The following is a 15,874-nucleotide window of genomic DNA, read 5'->3' as shown; positions in this document are numbered from 1 at the left end:
TTGAAATCCTGACTTCAGTGACAAAGTCACGAAACCGGAAAATTTCCCGAAATGGTCAAGTGCTTTGCGCCAAGCGTTCCAATGCCGCCTTGTCGGTTATCGTAATGCGCCCCCGCGATTGGGTAATCATCTCGCGCTTTTGAAAGTCCTGCAGAATCCGCGAGACAACTTCACGCGCGGTGCCCAGTTCGCTGGCAAGTTGCTGATGCGTTGCCTGAATGTCTTCCCTCCCCCCGGCCAGAACCAGAAGACGTTCGGCAAGGCGAATATCCAGGTGCCCGAATGCCACGTCATCGACCACCCGCAACAGATCAATCAGCCGGCGCGAGTAGGCCTCAAATACAAACTCGCGAAATGCGTCTTCTTCCGAGACCAGACGATCGAAGGCATGTTTCGGCAAGGTCACCGCCGTTACGTCGGTTTCGGCAATACCTTCAGCGTTATATGCTTCTTCTGCCAGCATACAGGCCGTCGTCAGTACACAGCTTTCCCCCGCCTCGACCCGATAGAGCACGATCTCGCGGCCCGAATCCGAACTTTGAGAAACGCGAATTCGTCCTTCGTACAAGAACAATAGGCTGTCGGGAACGTTGTCAGGGCCAAATACCTGAGCGCCTTTTGGGCACCGCACGATACGGGCCGCTGTACGCAACCTTTCACGCACAGCTTTCGGAAGGCGACTTGTCCCGTGAAATCGCTCAGTCCAGTCCAAAATTGTCATCTTACGTTGCGCATGGGTGCCAAGATGCCCTCTTCAATCAGCGCGATACGGTTTAACAACTCGTTTCTGTTTGAGGCAATGTCAGCCAGCGTCAGATCATCAAGCACAGCCATGAATGCCCCGGTCGCTTTTTGGATCGCTTGGGACAATTTACATATACCGATCAGAGGGCAGGTGTTTTTTTCAGGGTTAAAGCATTCGACCACATCCAGGGGCCCTTCGGTCAGTCGAATTACATCGCCGATCTTTATCTGTTCCGCGGGTTTAGCCAACCGGAAACCACCGCCTCTGCCGCGTGCTGTTTCCAGATACCCGGCCCGACCCAACTCGTGCACGATTTTTACGATATGCGGCCGGGCAAGACCGTGCACCCGCACGACATCGTCAACGCGAATGCGGTCCGGAGCCTTGAGCGCTGCCAGCTGCAAAGATCGCAGCGCATAGTTGGAATAGGATGTCAGTTTCATGCGTGCCTCCGGCAAAAGCTCTAGGCGCAATATAACTTATTTGCAATTTCTGTTTGTTTTCACTGACCATGTGTTTTCACTGACCATGTGTTTTGCTGAAGGTGAAGTCAGGCCAACATACCCGAACTTCACGTGGACTGAGTGGATGACTGGGACCCCGCGTGCATCGCGTCATCTTTGCTCGGGAAGCTGTCGGCATCTGACCGGAACGGCAGTTCAATTCTCTGCAAAAACCGCTGAACAAAGACGGTATGAGTGGCGGTGCTGTCAGACGAATTCGAACCGGTCTCAGTGTGCCGCGGAAACCGCGAACCTATCCAGAACAAAGTTGACGCCACTCTGCGAGAGCGGCGTCGCGTGTTAGCTTGAATGTATCTCTGCGGGTCGGCGATCTTTCCTGATTGAAGTGGTTGTATACGGAGGAATGGACGGCGGCGAACTTCTGCAAACTTCGCATGCGCCTGAAACGTTGCATCGCGCGTTCGCGTCGTCGAAACGGCAGGTGCGAATTCTCGACGCGATTGTTGACCCACCTGCCCGTCTGTTGTTTTTCGAGCGCGCCAAGCTCTCTGAGCGCGGCTCTGTATGAGGCGAAGCGATCCGTGACGACGGTTTCCGCTTTACCGTATCGCTTCATCAATTTCTTTAGGAATTTCAGCGCTGCGGCTTTGTTTCGGCGTTTGGTAACAACGGCTTCCAGTACCTCGCCTTCGTGATCGACCGCACGCCATAGATAGTGGCGTTTGCCATTCACCTTCACAAAAACCTCGTCCACGTGCCACTTCCAATTCGAGAATGCGCGCAGCTGCTGAACACGCTTTCTTCGGAATTCAGCAGCAAACATTGGGCCAAACCTGTTCCACCAATACCGGACAGTTTCGTGACTCACGTCGATGCCTCGCTCGTGCAACAAGTCTTCGAGATTCCGAAGCGAGAGCGGGAATCGGATGTACAGCATCACCGCAAAGTGGATGATCTCGGGGCTGGATTTGAAGTACTTGAAGGAGGCAGGTTTGGTCATGGGCAAAAGCTACGCAACACCCCTGCCCGCCTCAAGACAAGTTCTTCTGACAAGACCTTGCGGACAATCCTGCCGTTAGCTCATCTTCAGTTGTAGAGTCGATCAGGTCGCACCGATCACCCTAGCCGGTGTGCTTTCTCCCGCCCTGTACGTCATCTGAATAGAACCAGTCGTCGGGATATGGATACCACCAGTCCGCCTCCTTCGCCTTTGGATCAATCACGACCATCTTGGGTCGTCTGAAAGCCTCGAGGCCTTGAAGGCCTAGTGTGCGCCCAAGCCCAGAATTCTTGACGCCGCCAAAAGGCAAGGCATCGTTGTCCACGAGCGGGTTGTTGACCCAGACCATCCCCACCTGTAGCTTGTTCACCCCTTGAAATGCCTCCTCCAAGTCGCCGGTAAACAGGCATCCGCCAAGACCGAACTGTGACGCGTTTGCCAGTTCAAGCGCTTGGTCAAAGTCGCTCACCCGAATGACCGAGGCGACTGGCCCAAAAACCTCTTCCTGAGTTAGCGCCATGTCCGTCGTCACGCCGGTCAGGATCGTTGGTTCGAAAAACCAACCCGGCCCGGCGTGATCCGGGGTACCGCCTCCTACCTCAACCACCGCGCCTTTCTCAGTTGCATCGCGCACCAGACGCTCGACCTTGTCGCGTGCCTCCTTGGAGGCCAAAGGTCCGATTTCCGCCACCCCCATTCCGTCGCCGATGCGCAGTTTCCGGGTTCGGGTCACGAACTCATCGACAAAATCGTCGTACACGTCATCCACTACAAAAATCCGTTCAGACGATGTGCAAACCTGGCCCGACTGCAAAAATGCAGCGGTAACCGCCCCGGCAGCAGCGACCGAGATGTCGGCGTGTTTACTGACGATCAGTGGATCGCTTCCCCCAGCCTCGATCACTGCAGGTTTCAGGTTCTCCGCTGCGGCCACTGCGACTGCACGACCTGTCGGCACGGACCCTGTAAAAGCGACCACATGGGTTTTGGGGCTGGCAATCAGCTGTTTGCCCACGTCTGCACCACCCGGCAGGCAAGCAATCAGGTCTTGGGGTAACGCCCGAAAAAACTCCATGAACGCCATCGTGCACAAAGTTCCAGCGGGTGAAGATTTCAACACTACACCGTTACCTGCCGCAAGTGATGCGGCCATCGACCAGCAGCCAAGAATGAGGGGGAAATTGTACGGAACCACATGCACGGACACGCCGTAGGGCTCGTATGTCTGATACTGAAAAGATCCAGTTTGCATCGTGCCGGCGATCTTGCCCGCGTCATTGCGCGCCATCTCGGCATAGTAGCGGAAAATCGGCGGGATGTTCGCAATCTCGCCGATCGATTCAGGGTAAGGTTTGCCCGTTTCCAATGTCATCAAGCGGGCGATCTCAGTCATGTCGCCGCTTTCGATGTCGTTGGCGATCTGGTGCAATACCCGCGCGCGAGATTTGCAGTCCATCGCAGACCACCTCCTTTGCGCCGCATTGACCCGGTCCAGGACCTGGTTCACGATCTGCGGCGACGGCTCACCAAAAACCCCGACGGGCTGCAAGGTAGACGGGTTGACCAGAGTGGTCCCACCACCCTCCAATGGCACATGCTTGGGGTTGAGGTAGTAGGTAGATTTGAACGGGTCACGCATTGGGCAGCCCCCTTGTTTGACAGGCATTGCGCCGTTAGCGGATCATGTAAACTTTCTTAACCGTCTCGTGGACAGTGCAAACGCCTTTCCAGTCCTGCGGAAAAAAGGCCACCGTATCGGACGCAATCTCAATTACCTCGCCGCTTTCATGGACATAAGTACAGCGGCCTTCCAGAAAGTGGCAGAACTCGTCCTTAGTGACGTGGCATTCCCACTTACCGGGAGTGCAGACCCAAAGGCCGCATTCGGACTGGCCGTCAGGCCCCTTGTGGATCAGCTTTCCCGAGGTGCGGGATTCCCCTTCAATCATCGTCGGGATTACCCCCCAATCGACAAGGTCACTCTGCTGGAGCGGGTTTTGCATACGTGGCGTGGTCATGATTCAGGTTCGCGATCCGTTAAGTAGTAGGTGTTGCGCAGTGTTTCCTCGACTGTGCATTCCCCTAACCAACCGGCGGGGAATAGTACGGCCGTTCCGGGCGTGACCTCGATGGTCTCGCCTTCCTCCGACCGATAGACCGCGCGGCCCTGCACAAAATAACAGAACTCGTCACGGGGTATCGTTAGGCGCCAGCGGCCTGGAGTACAGACCCATGCGCCGATCTCCGGCCGGTTGTCAGGACCCTTGTGAACCAGCATACCCGATGAATGCGACTGGCCTTCAATCATGTCCGGTTGTAGCCCCCAGTCCGTGAGGTCGGTGCGGGTCGAGATTTCCGAAAGATGCGGGGCGCTGCTCATTCCGCGGCTTTCAGGATTTCGTCGAGAATGCCAGCTGCCTTGGTCGGGCCATGCCGTGACTGCATGTGAGCAGAGGTTGCCGCCATCTTCGCCTGCATTCCTGGATCGTTGATACATTTGTCAAGGGCAATAGCCAATTCATCATCGGTCCAGTCGTATCGGTGAAACCCGAACCCGTGGCCGGTTTCCTGAACACGGGTGGCGTTATCGTGGCCGTCCCAGACATAGGGCATAATGATTGCAGCTTTGCCGAAATAAAGGCACTCTGTGAACGAGTTGTTACCGCCATGATGTATCACCGCGTCAACCTGCGGAATTACCGAAGGCTGGGGATACCAACTCTGTATGTGCACGTTGTCGGGAATGTCTGTGTATTCGTCAATGTAATCCCCGACATTTACGAGCGCCCGGTAGGGCAACCTAGAAATGGTCGAAATGATCCTCTTTAGCAGGTCGGTGTCGCCTGCGCCAAGCGACCCGAAAGATACATAGAGAAGTGGTTTGTCATTGTTCGACTTAAACGTTGGCACCTCAAAGGGTTCTTCTTCGCGCACGCAACCTTCAAGATACTGAAACCGGTTTGGGTCCAGTGGGTTCTGCCGTTCGTACTTTGCCGGCTCGGGATAAAGCAGAAAGTTCATTGTGGGCGACGCTTCGAAAAACTCTCCAATCGGATAGGCGTCTTCGTTGCATCTGGCCAGGAACGCATTGTAGTCGTCGTGGATCGGCTTGATCACCTCGTGGAACTTTGCCTCATAGGCCTCCATGCCCTCGCGGTCATCCACCCGGCAGCCCGATAAGTGTGGCGGCACAATCGGGTCAGGGATTTCATTTTCGGAACATGAGATGATCCGCACCCACGGTACGCCGAACTGCTTGATGGCTGGAAACATAATGACATTATCCACGCAGATCATATCTGGTTTGATTTTTGCCAATACGTCGGGCAGATCTTTTTGCGCCCATTTTGCGCTGTCGACAATCGCCTCCCAACAATCCTTGACGTAGTTATCGATCTGGTCAATCGGGGCTTTGCGAAAATTTGGGATATGACCGTTGATGAAATCCTCCCAGAACTTTGCCATCGCCTCGGGTTCCATCGGCTCGGACAGGGCAACAGGATGCGCCTCAAACCCATAACCTTCATATACCTCGACAAAGCCGGGATCGCTTAGAAATACAGCCTTATGGCCCAGTTTCTCGCAGGCCTGCGCGATGCCAACCGAATTCAGCGCAGGGCCAAAGGCAGCTTCGGGGAAGAAGGCGATGGTTTTCTGTGACATTGTAGGTCTCCGGTTAGATTTGGCTTAGCAGTTGGGAAGGATGCGGGAATGTTTCGCGTCCCATACGCAGTGGACATCCTGACCCGGCTGGATATTTTCACGGTCGGCTTGGCTGGCAGGAACGCGGGCGGAAAGGGTGCTCCTCCCACCGCGAACGCGCACATGCACACCCAGGTCTGATCCGTGATAGGCGACTTCCTCGACAGTGCCGGGAAGGCAATTGCGCCCATCTTGAGGGGCGGTCTGCATCAGGCTGACCCGTTCCGGGCGCACAGCAATAGTGGCAGCACCGCGCAGCTCGGAAACGCCCCTCAGCACTCCCGCCCCTTCGACATCGACACCGCCGTCGACCGCGTTACCATCCAGAAAGTTCATCACGCCGATAAAATCTGCAACAAAGCGCGATCCGGGGTGTTCGTAGAGCTCGTGAGGAGTACCGACCTGCGCCAGCTTGCCATCATGCAAGACCGCGATCCGGTCGGCCATGACGAGGGCCTCTTCCTGATCATGGGTCACAATAAGAAATGTAATCCCCACCTCGTGCTGCAACCGTTTGAGCTCCAGCTGCATCTCTTCTCGTAGTTTCTTGTCCAGAGCTGAAAGGGGCTCATCCAGCAACAGGACTTTTGGCCTTTTGACCAGCGCGCGCGCCAAAGCAACCCGCTGTCGCTGTCCACCAGAAAGCTGATCCGGCTTGCGCCCGGCAAATCCCGAAAGTTTCGCACTTTCCAGAACCTCGGCCACTCTCGTGGCAATTTCGTCCTTAGGCAATTTCTCCATTTCTAACCCATAGGCGATGTTTTTTTCGACGCTCATGTGCGGAAACAAGGCATAGGATTGGAACATCAGGTTCAGGGGCCGCCTGCTGGGACGTATGTTTGTCACGTCCTGCCCGGCAACGATTACCTGTCCTTCCTGTGGTGTTTCGAATCCCGCCAGCGTTCGCAACAGTGTGGTCTTGCCGCAGCCTGATGGGCCCAGAAGTGCAAAGAACTCGTTGTCGCGAATATCCAGTGAAACGTTGTCGATCGCAGTAACCAACCCGTATCGCTTGGTTATTTTCCTGAGTTGAACCCCTTGGCTCATCGGCTGAAAACCTCTTTGTCGGCACGCTGCGCGAAGAAGACCAGCGTGAACGAAACGAACATGACGATGGTAGCCATCGCATTGATTTCCGGTGTGACGCCAAATCGGATCATTGCGTAAATCTGCATCGGCAACGTGGTCGAGGATTGCCCAGCACCGGCGGTAAAGAAGGCAATAATGAATTCGTCCACAGACAGGGTGAAAGACAACAACGCCCCGGCGATAACCCCCGGCGCGATGGCGGGCAGCAGGATGCGGCGAAAGGTGGTTAATTCGCTGGCCCCAAGGTCGGCACTGGCCTCAAGTATCGAATGGTCGAAATTGCGCATCCGCGTACGCACCACGGCGACAACAAAGGCTATGTTAAATACGACATGGCTGAGGATGATCGAATGAAGCCCCAGCGTCATGTTGAGTAGGGTGAAAAAGGACAAGAGCGCGATGGCCAGAACTATGTCGGGGATGATCATCGGTGCGAACAGAACCGCGTCTAGAACTGAAGAATTACGCCGTGTCTCGACACCGACCGCCAAAAGCGTGCCTATTATTGTCGCCAGAACGGTCGAGATTAAGGCCACGATGAGCGTGTTGCGCGCCGCCGACAGTATTGGATCCGCGGTAAACAACTTGCCGTACCATTCCAACGAAAACCCGGTCCATACAGTTGGAAGTCCGGCCCGATTAAAGCTTAGCGCCATGAGCACAAGGATCGGCACATAGAGAAAGGTGTAAAACAAAACCAGGTGCAGCTTCAGGCCCATGTTGGATCGGTCCCGCATCAGTCCTGCCCTCTCTGTCCCGCTGCGCGATTGGCCAATACCGCCTGTGCGAACAAAAGCCCCATCATAATCGCAATCAGGAACATCGAAAGCGTTGCTCCGAATGGCCAGTCGCGGGCGCTCAGGAACTGGTCATAGATCAGGTTTCCAACCATCTGAAGTCGCCCGCCACCAAGCAAATCGGGCGTAATGAAATTGCCGATCGACAGCACAAACACAAAAACACCACCTGCCGCGACACCGGGAACGGTCTGTGGCAGTATCACCCGGCAGAAAGTGGTCCAAGCGGGCGCTCCAAGATCTTCCGAGGCTTCTATGGTTTCGACATTTATCCGGTTTAGCGATGAATAGATCGCCAGAACCACAAAGGGGGTGTAGTTATAGACAAGCCCAACGATCACCGCGAAATTGTTATAAAGCAGAGACAGCGGCTCATCGATCAAGCCTGCCCCCTGCAGGGTATTGTTGACCAACCCCTCGCGGTTCAGCATCACGATCCAGGCGTAAGTGCGGATTAGGTAGTTGGACCAGAACGGCAGGAGCACCAAGATCAGCAAGCCGGTCTGCCAACGGCGCGGCGCCAGCGTGATGGCATAGGCCGCCGGATAGGCGATCAGGATCGCGATTATCGTGGCCAGAAATGCGATCTTGGCCGAGCGTAAGAAGATCCCGAGGTAAAGAGGATCGGCGGCCCGCACAAAATTTTCAAACGTAAAGACGTGGTCGATGCCGCCATAGATACCGCGTTCAAAGAACGCATAGGTAAAAATAAGGCCACACGGCACCACCATAAGAAGTGCAAGCCAGCCCAGGCCCGGCCCCAGCAAGATCACCGATTTCAGTCGATTGGTCATATACTTGGCAATCTGTGGAGTGATGTCGTACAGGCCCGACCCTTTGTTCGGGTCGGGTTTTGCTCAGGGTTTGATCACTTACTGTGCGGCCATGATTTCGGTCACGGTCCGTGCAAAGGGTTTCTGGCCATTGCCGAGATCGCGCAATTGCTCGTACTTGGTAAGGTCTGCAGGCGACATTCCCATGTTCGGGAAGGTTTCGATCAAGGACGGGTCCAGCGCCTCCATCGCAGCCCTGTTCGGCGTTTTGTAAAGGATATTGCTGGCAACCCAGACACCGACGTCCGCGCCCAAGACATAGTTCACAAAGGCATGCGCCGCATCTTTGTTTTCAGATGCATCCGCGATGACTAGCGCATCTACCCACAGATCCGATCCTTCTGATGGTATCGTGTACTTGATGTCCGCGTTTTCACCGATGCCGTAGTTGCACCAGCCATCCCAGGCGTGAACCATCGTTGCCTCGCCCGATACCAACTTCAGATAAAAAGTTGCGTCGTCGTAGGCCAGCAGATCCTGCTTCGCCCCAACCAGCAGGTCCTTTGCAGCCGCCAACGTCTCATCCGACGTATCGTTCAGCGACTTTCCGAGGGCCAGCGCGGCAGCCCCCATCAGCCAACGATCAGTCGAAAGCATTGTCACTTTGCCCTTAAGGTCGTCAGAGGGTTTGAGCAGATCGTTCCACGAAGTTGGCTCTGCCATCAAGTCTGACCGGTAGCATAAGCCCGTCGTGCCCCAAGCGTATGGCATTGAATAGTTGTTGCCCGGATCATGGGCTAGTTCTTTAGCTTCGTCATACAGGTTAGAGGCATTCGGAACCTTGTCGTGGTCGATTGCAGCCACCAGCCCCAGGTTGTTTAACGCCTCGGCAAAAGGCGACGAGACAAAAAGAACGTCGTAGCCCTTGCCTCCACCGGCTACGACCTTGCCCATGATTTCTTCGTTAGTGCCATGCACCGAGAGCTCGGCCTCGATACCGGTTTCCTTGGTGAAATTCTCCAGCAGGTCCGGCGGCATGTAGCCGTCCCAGTTCGAGATCACGATTTTTTCTGCTTGAGCCGCTCCGGCGAATACGCTGAGTGCGCAGGCCGCCCCGGCGGTGAGCCAAGCAAATGGCAAACGGAACGAATTGGTGAACTTGTTGGTCATGTCTTCCTCCCTTGACATCCGCGCTCGCTTCTGGGGCGAGATATATGATGCAATCACGGTATTTTTTGATGAAATAAAACTCAACAACTTTTTGAATCATTTATGTATGGCCCGGAGAAGCCATTTAAGATACCGTTTTTATTGTATATTAACTGGGTATGACGAAAGCCGTCTTCTTATGCCACCAAGCAAATACTTGAAACTTGCTCAAAAAATACTGGATGTTGCGATGGATCTCGATTTGCATCAGGGCGACAGACTGGTGGAAAAAACCCTTGCTGATTCGTGCAGCGTCTCTCGCACTCCGGTTAGATCCGCATTGAGGCTGCTGGAAAAGGAGGGGATGGCACGCAAAGCGGCAGAAGGCGGGTATGTCCTAGAATGCGAACCCGAAAAGGGGCATTCGATACTAAACCAGCATGCGGTCGGAGCAGGTGTGGATCTCGCTGGTGCCATCCTACGAGATCGCGGCGCCCGACGCCTGGACGGTGCCATCAATGTCACAGACCTGATCCGCAGATATTCGGTTTCCCGCAGCGCTGCACAGCGTGCGCTCGAAGCCCTCCTGGCCCAAGGCGTGATTCAGAAAGCCGAAGGTCAATCCTGGGTTTTCACGCGCATGCCGGGAGACCGCTCCGGACGAATAGAGAGCTACGAATTTCGTCTGATACTGGAACCGCAGGCCATTCTGTCCGACGGTTTCAAGTTGGACACCAAGCGCGCCGATCTGGTCCGGAGCCAGACCGAAGCGCTTCTGGCGCAGGCGGAAAACTCTTTCAATAGCCAGGATTTCCAAGACGCGGATCTTTCCTTTCACAAGCTCATCGCTCGATCGTCCGGAAACCAGTATCTAGCTTCTGCTCTCATGGCCCATCATGGGTTGCGCCACCTGCCAGGCGGATCATTCGGTATGATCGACTTTCGGATGAGGCAGGCGCTTGATGAACATCTGCGTATACTTGATTTCATCGAACAGGATCATTTCGATCTTGCGGCGGATCAGATGAGGGTGCACTTGCGGCTTTCAATGCACCAAAGGCCCAGCGTCGCCAATCGTGGCGCTCCGGCGCTAGTCCAAGCAACCCGCGGGTCAATCCGGTGAGTAAATGATGAACCGCAAGGAAGCACCCGTAATCGCGTTTTTCCCCGAAGCTAGTTTTGGGGCTGCACTGAATTGTGTGGGGATCGCTCAGGAACTTCGCGCAATGGGTGCACACCCCGTTTTCGTCACCCACGGTGGCTTTGGTGGCGTATTCGCGGATTACGGTTTTGACGAGTTCGCCGTCCCTGTTCAGTCAGAGTTGACAGAAGAGGAAACCCAGACCTACTGGCAGGAATTCCTGAGCCATCATCTGCCGCATTTTAACATGCATCCAACTGACCAACTGACCACCTATGTAGAGCCCGTTTGGAACGCAATCGTCGAGACAGCGGAATCGGTCGAACAGGGGTTGGAAACGGCGCTAGAGCGGATCAACCCAGATGTCGTCGTCCTCGACAACGTCATCATGTTCCCGGCCATCGTACGATCCGAGTGCCCATGGGTCAGGGTTATTTCTTGCGCGGAAACCGAGTTGCCAGACAACTGCCTACCGCCGTACCTGTCCGGTCTGCCGGCATCTGACGCTGCCGGGTGTGCGGCATTCCGAGACCAGTACCTGGAGACCCTTGGCCCAATTCATGCTCGCTACAACAAATTTCGCCAAGATAAGGGGCTTGAGCTATTGCCTGAAGGTGAGTTCCTAGAAACATCACCGCATCAAAACCTTCTTTTAGCGCCATCTATCATTCGCCATGATCGTGATCAGGTGCTGGACTCTGGCCAATTCACCTTTCTCGAAGGCTGCGTTCGCCAGGAAGGTCCTTACCGTGTACCTCAAATGCCCCGCAACGACGGGCCTCTGGTGTACGTGAGTTTTGGCAGTCTGGGTGCCATGGATGTCCCATTCTTCGAGGGCCTGTTCGACGTATTCAAGACAATGGACATGAGGTTTCTGGTCAATGTCGGCGCCCAAATCGATGCCTATTCCAGAGTCCCAGACAATGTTCATCTGCAGGAATGGTTCCCGCAGCCTTCCGTGGTTGAACAATGCGATCTGTTTATTCACCACGGCGGCAACAACAGCTTTTGCGAAGCGCTGTATTTCGGGGTCCCGTCGCTGATCCTTCCCTATTGCTGGGACGGACACGATAACGCCCAGCGGGCAGTTGAGACCAGTGTAGGACTCAGAGTAAATCGATGGGATTGGACACCGGAGCAGTTGGATAATTCGATTAACCAACTCCTTGGAGACGCGGAGATGAAGGCCCGGCTGGCTGCGAACTCAGAGATCATGCAGTTGAAAAAGTCGGTTCAGTTAGCTGCTCAGAAAATTCTGGAGTGTGTAAATCCTAACCGAATCTAGGTTATTCCCGTCGGTCATCCGTTTTGTCATGAAGGATGGAAAGGTGCATCGCAATGACCTCTAAATCACTGAACCTAAAGTGTCGGTTTGGGCTCACACCCGACCTAGGATGCGGCGCGGCATCTCCTTGCGATCAAGCCAGGCCAACGACGAGGGCGGCCCAGAGCGGACTCTGAGCCTAGAGCCAAATTTCTGCGATCGCAGCCCGCCTAGCGGTCGTTCGCCGCGCATGCAAAATTTGGAGATGACCAAACTCACAGTCTGCGGACAAAAACCGACAGTTGGCGCGCCTTCGGTACGCTTTAAGTGATTGGTGTTGCAACAAAAGGACTATCGTTGCTTGGGCAAAGAGTTCTGTTATGCTTGACGATCATTGGGAGAGCGGCTTTGGAACGGCGTCTGAGTGCGATACTTGCTGCCGATATGGTCGGCTACAGTCGACTGATCGAAGCTGACGAGATTGGGACACTTCAACGACAGAAAGCCCATCGCCTTGAACTCTTCGATCCGAAGTTCCGCGAGTTTCGAGGACGCATTGTCAAGGAAATGGGGGATGGAGTTCTTGCCGAGTTTCCCAGCGTCATAGACGCCGTGCAATGCGCTGTTGCCCTTCAAAAGGAAATAGAAGAGCGAGAGGCAGCAAGTGAAGATGTCAAGCGTATCCGCTACCGCATTGGTATCAATCTTGGCGATATTATAACCGAAAACGAAGACATTTTCGGGGATGGTGTAAACATAGCCGCGCGACTGGAGCAAATGGCGAAACCCGGCGGTATTCTCATTTCGGGTACGGCTTATGACCAGCTCAAGTCGAATGTGGCTGTCGGTTATGAATCTCTGGGTCATATCAAAGTCAAGAATATCCAGAACCCCGTGCGGGCTTACCGAATTTTGACCGACCCCGAACTGGCAGGAAAAGTCATCGGCGAAACGCTTTCGGGGCGCTTCCATATTTCTGGATATGCAATCGTGGTCGCTCTCCTGTTGGCCATAACTGTCGGGGGCGGTACGTGGTGGTGGTCGCTTGGTAGAGACATAGAACCGGCCGATTTGGACAAAGCAGCCTACAGCTTGCCGGATAAACCGTCGATTGCAGTGCTGCCATTTGCGAACCTTTCCGAAGATCGGGATCAGGAATATTTTGCGGACGGTTTCACTGAGGATCTGATAACGAATATCGCTCAATCTCGGGAACTGTTTGTGATCTCCCGCAACTCTACCTTCACCTACAAAGGGCAGGCCGTGAGCGTCACGAAAGTCGCCGAGGAGCTGGGTGTCCGATATGTTCTTGAAGGCTCTGTACGGCGCATTGGAGACAATATCCGGATCACAGCCCAGTTGATCGACGCGGGAAACGGCGCCCACATCTGGGCAAAGCGCTATGACCGCCCAGCAGCAAGTGTGTTCGATGTTCAGGACGAGTTGAGCCGGGAAATCGCGGGGACGCTGCTTGCAAATATCAGCAAGGCGGTTCTGGCCGGGGCGGCTCTGAAGCGACCCGATGATCTGACAGCCTACGAGTATGTGCTGCGGGCGCGCAAGTTCTACGACGAGGGCGGACGCAAGGCCCAGTTGCAGGCCAGAGCGCTTGCTGAACAAGCCATCGCCATCGATCCAAATTACGCGCGCGCGTATGCAATGCTCGGAAATACTCTCAACAACGACTATATCCGCCAATGGGGAGGTGCGGACTCGCTGGACCTGGCCGAGGCGGCTGCGCGGAAATCAATAGAACTCGATCCACTGTTATCTGCCGGACACGAACTGCTTGGACGGGTGCTTTTGCGAAGGAACCGGCATCGCGAAGCCATTGAGGAAATCCGCAAGGCGATTGAACTCAACCCGAACGAGTCTCAGCACTACGCGAGCTTGGCCGATGCTATGACGTTCTCGAACCACCCTGCAGAAGCCGTCGAAATCATGAAAACAGCCATGCGTCTCAATCCCTTTTATCCTTCCTTGGAGAATATGTACTACGGCAGGGCTTTGTATTTTTCTGGCAGGTATGAGCAAGCTGCTGCAGAGCTAGAACTATGCCGTACACGCTCACCTCGACGCCGGTCCTGCTATATGTATCTCGCTCCATCCTATGCTGAACTCGGCGAACAGGAAAATGCAGATCGGGTGGTCGCGAAACTGCTTGAAATCGATCCGAATTTTTCCATCAGTAACTCCGTCGTCGATCACCTCCCATTTGTACATGAGGCAATGGAGATTTATGTCTCTGGACTAAGGAAATCCGGTGTGCCGGAATAACTGCAACGGATCGAATTTCCGCATCAGTTTCGTTCTGGGGCGTCGCATTCCTGCCGTTCGACCTTGGTCAATGTCACTGCACTGCAGCCCGCACTCCGGCCATTCGCTGCAAACGCAAAAACGAAGGCCCGTCGAACGCATAGTCGCGGGCGAAACGGTCCTTCATCCGGCTCGCCCGCCTCTGGTCACCTACAACTGGAACAGACCCAAGGCACTCACAACATCCCGCCTTGTCGCCTCGGTGCGCTCTCGCGCCCGTTCCGTGCCCTCTTTGATTACCTCAAGGACGTGTCCCCGGTCCTCGGAGAGCTGTGCCCTACGCTCGCGAATTGGGGCGATGAGCTCCTGAAGGATAGCTTCCAGACGCGCCTTGATCTTGCTGTCGCCAAGTCCGCCTCTCTGATACTGGGCCTTGAGCTCGGCAAGCCCGTCCTGGTCCGGGTCGAAGGCGTCGAGATACGTAAAGACGACATTGCCCTCGATGCAGCCGGGGTCTTCGGCGCGAAGGTGGTTCGGATCGGTGAACATCGCCCTGACTGCATTTCGGATCTCCTCAGGTGCCGCGGAAAGTGCAATGGCGTTGCCGCCAGATTTCGACATTTTGGCTTTGCCGTCTATACCGGGCAACCGGCCCGCCCGTGGAATGATCGCCCGTGCCTTGGGCAAGACGGCGTGACCTGCGGTTGCGTTGATGCGCCGCACGATCTCGTTCGTTTGCTCAATCAGCGGGCCCTGATCCTCGCCGACCGGCACGACCGTCGCCTTGAAAGCTGTTATGTCCGCCGCCTGCGCCGCCGGATAACACAGGAATCCGGCGGGAATATCACGTCCGAACCCGCGCACGCGAATTTCGTCCTTGATCGTCGGGTTCCGTTCGAGCCGCGCGACCGTGACGAAGTTCAGGTAGAGCATCGACAGCTCCGCCAACGCCGGAAGATGCGATTGCAGGCAGATGGTGGTGCGACAAGGATCAATGCCTACGGCCAAATAATCCAGCGCGACCTCCATCACGCTGCGCCGCACCTTCTGCGGGTCATGGGCGTTGTCAGTTAGGGCCTGAGTATCCGCCAGCAGCAGAAATTGTTCATGGCTGTCCTGATAGCGCAGCCGGTTTGCAAGCGAGCCTGCATAGTGCCCGATGTGAAGCGGCCCCGTAGTGCGGTCACCTGTCAGAATGGTCGGTCTGTTCATTTGTGTCTTCTCATGAAACGGGAGGCAGCGCATCGGGAAGCTCGGAAAACAACAGGCCGCCCATGCGGCGGCCTCGGAATACATTTGGTCATCCGGCCACCCTATCAGGAGGCCAGCCACCAAGTCGTTGCGATCATCATAGTGTTTTCCATGGAACACTGACTATCGGCTTCAAGATTACTGGTCAATCAAATGGTGGAAAAGGCTCGAGACTGAAGTCGGATGCGGTGCAGCACTTTCGTGATCGGGGTCGCTATGCGATGGAAGGACGAACCACAAGAG

The 15,874-nt window shown here is 55.2% G+C and carries 15 protein-coding genes; 3 read left to right on the top strand and 12 right to left on the bottom strand.

The genetic code is table 11. The annotated features are described in order from the left end of the window. Positions 1-55: 55 nt before the first annotated feature. The 11 genes from ACR0LL_RS01700 to ACR0LL_RS01650 all read right to left on the bottom strand — a co-directional run bounded on the left by ACR0LL_RS01700 (position 56) and on the right by ACR0LL_RS01650 (position 9,740). Positions 56-721 carry a Crp/Fnr family transcriptional regulator gene (locus ACR0LL_RS01700; protein ID WP_480583358.1) on the bottom strand — a complete coding sequence of 222 codons (666 nt, stop codon included), beginning with the start codon at positions 719-721 and terminating at the stop codon, positions 56-58. Next, complete coding sequence (locus ACR0LL_RS01695) at positions 718-1,188, bottom strand: Rrf2 family transcriptional regulator (RefSeq protein ID WP_480583355.1); 471 nt, start codon at positions 1,186-1,188, stop codon at positions 718-720. The genes ACR0LL_RS01700 and ACR0LL_RS01695 overlap by 4 nt, the downstream gene beginning before the upstream one ends. A 313-nt stretch (positions 1,189-1,501) precedes the next feature. Then, positions 1,502-2,209 (bottom strand): IS6 family transposase, encoded by a 708-nt coding sequence (locus ACR0LL_RS01690; RefSeq protein ID WP_480583353.1) that lies wholly within the window; start codon positions 2,207-2,209, stop codon positions 1,502-1,504. 121 nt (positions 2,210-2,330) lie between these two features. Continuing rightward, positions 2,331-3,848, bottom strand: coding sequence for an aldehyde dehydrogenase family protein (locus ACR0LL_RS01685; protein WP_480583350.1), 1,518 nt, complete (start codon positions 3,846-3,848; stop codon positions 2,331-2,333). A gap of 34 nt (positions 3,849-3,882) precedes the next feature. Then, positions 3,883-4,227, bottom strand: coding sequence for a cupin domain-containing protein (locus ACR0LL_RS01680; protein WP_480583347.1), 345 nt, complete (start codon positions 4,225-4,227; stop codon positions 3,883-3,885). Continuing rightward, on the bottom strand, positions 4,224-4,589 hold the full coding sequence (locus ACR0LL_RS01675) for a cupin domain-containing protein (protein ID WP_480583345.1): 366 nt from the start codon (positions 4,587-4,589) through the stop codon (positions 4,224-4,226). Before ACR0LL_RS01675 ends, ACR0LL_RS01680 begins: the two co-directional genes overlap by 4 nt. Next, complete coding sequence (locus ACR0LL_RS01670) at positions 4,586-5,872, bottom strand: nucleotide disphospho-sugar-binding domain-containing protein (protein WP_480583342.1); 1,287 nt, start codon at positions 5,870-5,872, stop codon at positions 4,586-4,588. The genes ACR0LL_RS01675 and ACR0LL_RS01670 overlap by 4 nt, the downstream gene beginning before the upstream one ends. Before the next feature lie 24 nt (positions 5,873-5,896). Continuing rightward, positions 5,897-6,958, bottom strand: coding sequence for an ABC transporter ATP-binding protein (locus tag ACR0LL_RS01665; RefSeq protein ID WP_480583339.1), 1,062 nt, complete (start codon positions 6,956-6,958; stop codon positions 5,897-5,899). Continuing rightward, a complete protein-coding gene (locus tag ACR0LL_RS01660; protein WP_480583336.1) occupies positions 6,955-7,737 on the bottom strand; it encodes an ABC transporter permease in 783 nt (260 codons plus the stop codon). The genes ACR0LL_RS01665 and ACR0LL_RS01660 overlap by 4 nt, the downstream gene beginning before the upstream one ends. Then, positions 7,737-8,591, bottom strand: a complete 855-nt coding sequence (locus ACR0LL_RS01655) for an ABC transporter permease (protein ID WP_480583333.1) — start codon at positions 8,589-8,591, stop codon at positions 7,737-7,739. Before ACR0LL_RS01655 ends, ACR0LL_RS01660 begins: the two co-directional genes overlap by 1 nt. A gap of 78 nt (positions 8,592-8,669) precedes the next feature. Next, positions 8,670-9,740 (bottom strand): polyamine ABC transporter substrate-binding protein, encoded by a 1,071-nt coding sequence (locus tag ACR0LL_RS01650; RefSeq protein WP_480583330.1) that lies wholly within the window; start codon positions 9,738-9,740, stop codon positions 8,670-8,672. Between ACR0LL_RS01650 and ACR0LL_RS01645 the strand changes: the two genes are divergently transcribed. The 3 genes from ACR0LL_RS01645 (at position 9,739) to ACR0LL_RS01635 (ending at position 14,401) form a co-directional block, all read left to right on the top strand. Further along, entirely contained in the window at positions 9,739-10,842 is a 1,104-nt protein-coding gene (locus ACR0LL_RS01645; RefSeq protein ID WP_480583327.1) for a GntR family transcriptional regulator, read from the top strand. The two genes, ACR0LL_RS01650 and ACR0LL_RS01645, sit on opposite strands and share 2 nt — an antisense overlap. Before the next feature lie 4 nt (positions 10,843-10,846). Beyond that, a complete protein-coding gene (locus ACR0LL_RS01640; RefSeq protein ID WP_480583324.1) occupies positions 10,847-12,145 on the top strand; it encodes a nucleotide disphospho-sugar-binding domain-containing protein in 1,299 nt (432 codons plus the stop codon). A 387-nt stretch (positions 12,146-12,532) separates the two neighbouring features. Beyond that, complete coding sequence (locus ACR0LL_RS01635; RefSeq protein WP_480583322.1) at positions 12,533-14,401, top strand: tetratricopeptide repeat protein; 1,869 nt, start codon at positions 12,533-12,535, stop codon at positions 14,399-14,401. Between the two features lie 189 nt (positions 14,402-14,590). Here ACR0LL_RS01635 and trpS read toward each other — a convergent pair whose 3' ends face one another. Beyond that, complete coding sequence (trpS, locus tag ACR0LL_RS01630) at positions 14,591-15,592, bottom strand: tryptophan--tRNA ligase (protein WP_480583319.1); 1,002 nt, start codon at positions 15,590-15,592, stop codon at positions 14,591-14,593. Positions 15,593-15,874 lie beyond the last annotated feature (282 nt).

The organism is Ruegeria sp. AI2 (genome assembly GCF_056541275.1).
The sequence above is the reverse complement of the archived record's forward strand: the minus strand, read 5'-3'. Positions and strand labels throughout refer to the sequence as shown.

Bases quoted from the DNA above. Each gene is read 5' to 3' on its own strand.
- ACR0LL_RS01700 (WP_480583358.1), bottom strand. From the start codon at position 721: ATGACAATTTTGGACTGGACTGAGCGATTTCACGGGACAAGTCGCCTT.
- ACR0LL_RS01695 (WP_480583355.1), bottom strand. From the start codon at position 1,188: ATGAAACTGACATCCTATTCCAACTATGCGCTGCGATCTTTGCAGCTG.
- ACR0LL_RS01690 (WP_480583353.1), bottom strand. From the start codon at position 2,209: ATGACCAAACCTGCCTCCTTCAAGTACTTCAAATCCAGCCCCGAGATC.
- ACR0LL_RS01685 (WP_480583350.1), bottom strand. From the start codon at position 3,848: ATGCGTGACCCGTTCAAATCTACCTACTACCTCAACCCCAAGCATGTG.
- ACR0LL_RS01680 (WP_480583347.1), bottom strand. From the start codon at position 4,227: ATGACCACGCCACGTATGCAAAACCCGCTCCAGCAGAGTGACCTTGTC.
- ACR0LL_RS01675 (WP_480583345.1), bottom strand. From the start codon at position 4,589: ATGAGCAGCGCCCCGCATCTTTCGGAAATCTCGACCCGCACCGACCTC.
- ACR0LL_RS01670 (WP_480583342.1), bottom strand. From the start codon at position 5,872: ATGTCACAGAAAACCATCGCCTTCTTCCCCGAAGCTGCCTTTGGCCCT.
- ACR0LL_RS01665 (WP_480583339.1), bottom strand. From the start codon at position 6,958: ATGAGCCAAGGGGTTCAACTCAGGAAAATAACCAAGCGATACGGGTTG.
- ACR0LL_RS01660 (WP_480583336.1), bottom strand. From the start codon at position 7,737: ATGCGGGACCGATCCAACATGGGCCTGAAGCTGCACCTGGTTTTGTTT.
- ACR0LL_RS01655 (WP_480583333.1), bottom strand. From the start codon at position 8,591: ATGACCAATCGACTGAAATCGGTGATCTTGCTGGGGCCGGGCCTGGGC.
- ACR0LL_RS01645 (WP_480583327.1), top strand. From the start codon at position 9,739: ATGTCTTCCTCCCTTGACATCCGCGCTCGCTTCTGGGGCGAGATATAT.
- ACR0LL_RS01650 (WP_480583330.1), bottom strand. From the start codon at position 9,740: ATGACCAACAAGTTCACCAATTCGTTCCGTTTGCCATTTGCTTGGCTC.
- ACR0LL_RS01640 (WP_480583324.1), top strand. From the start codon at position 10,847: ATGATGAACCGCAAGGAAGCACCCGTAATCGCGTTTTTCCCCGAAGCT.
- trpS (WP_480583319.1), bottom strand. From the start codon at position 15,592: ATGAACAGACCGACCATTCTGACAGGTGACCGCACTACGGGGCCGCTT.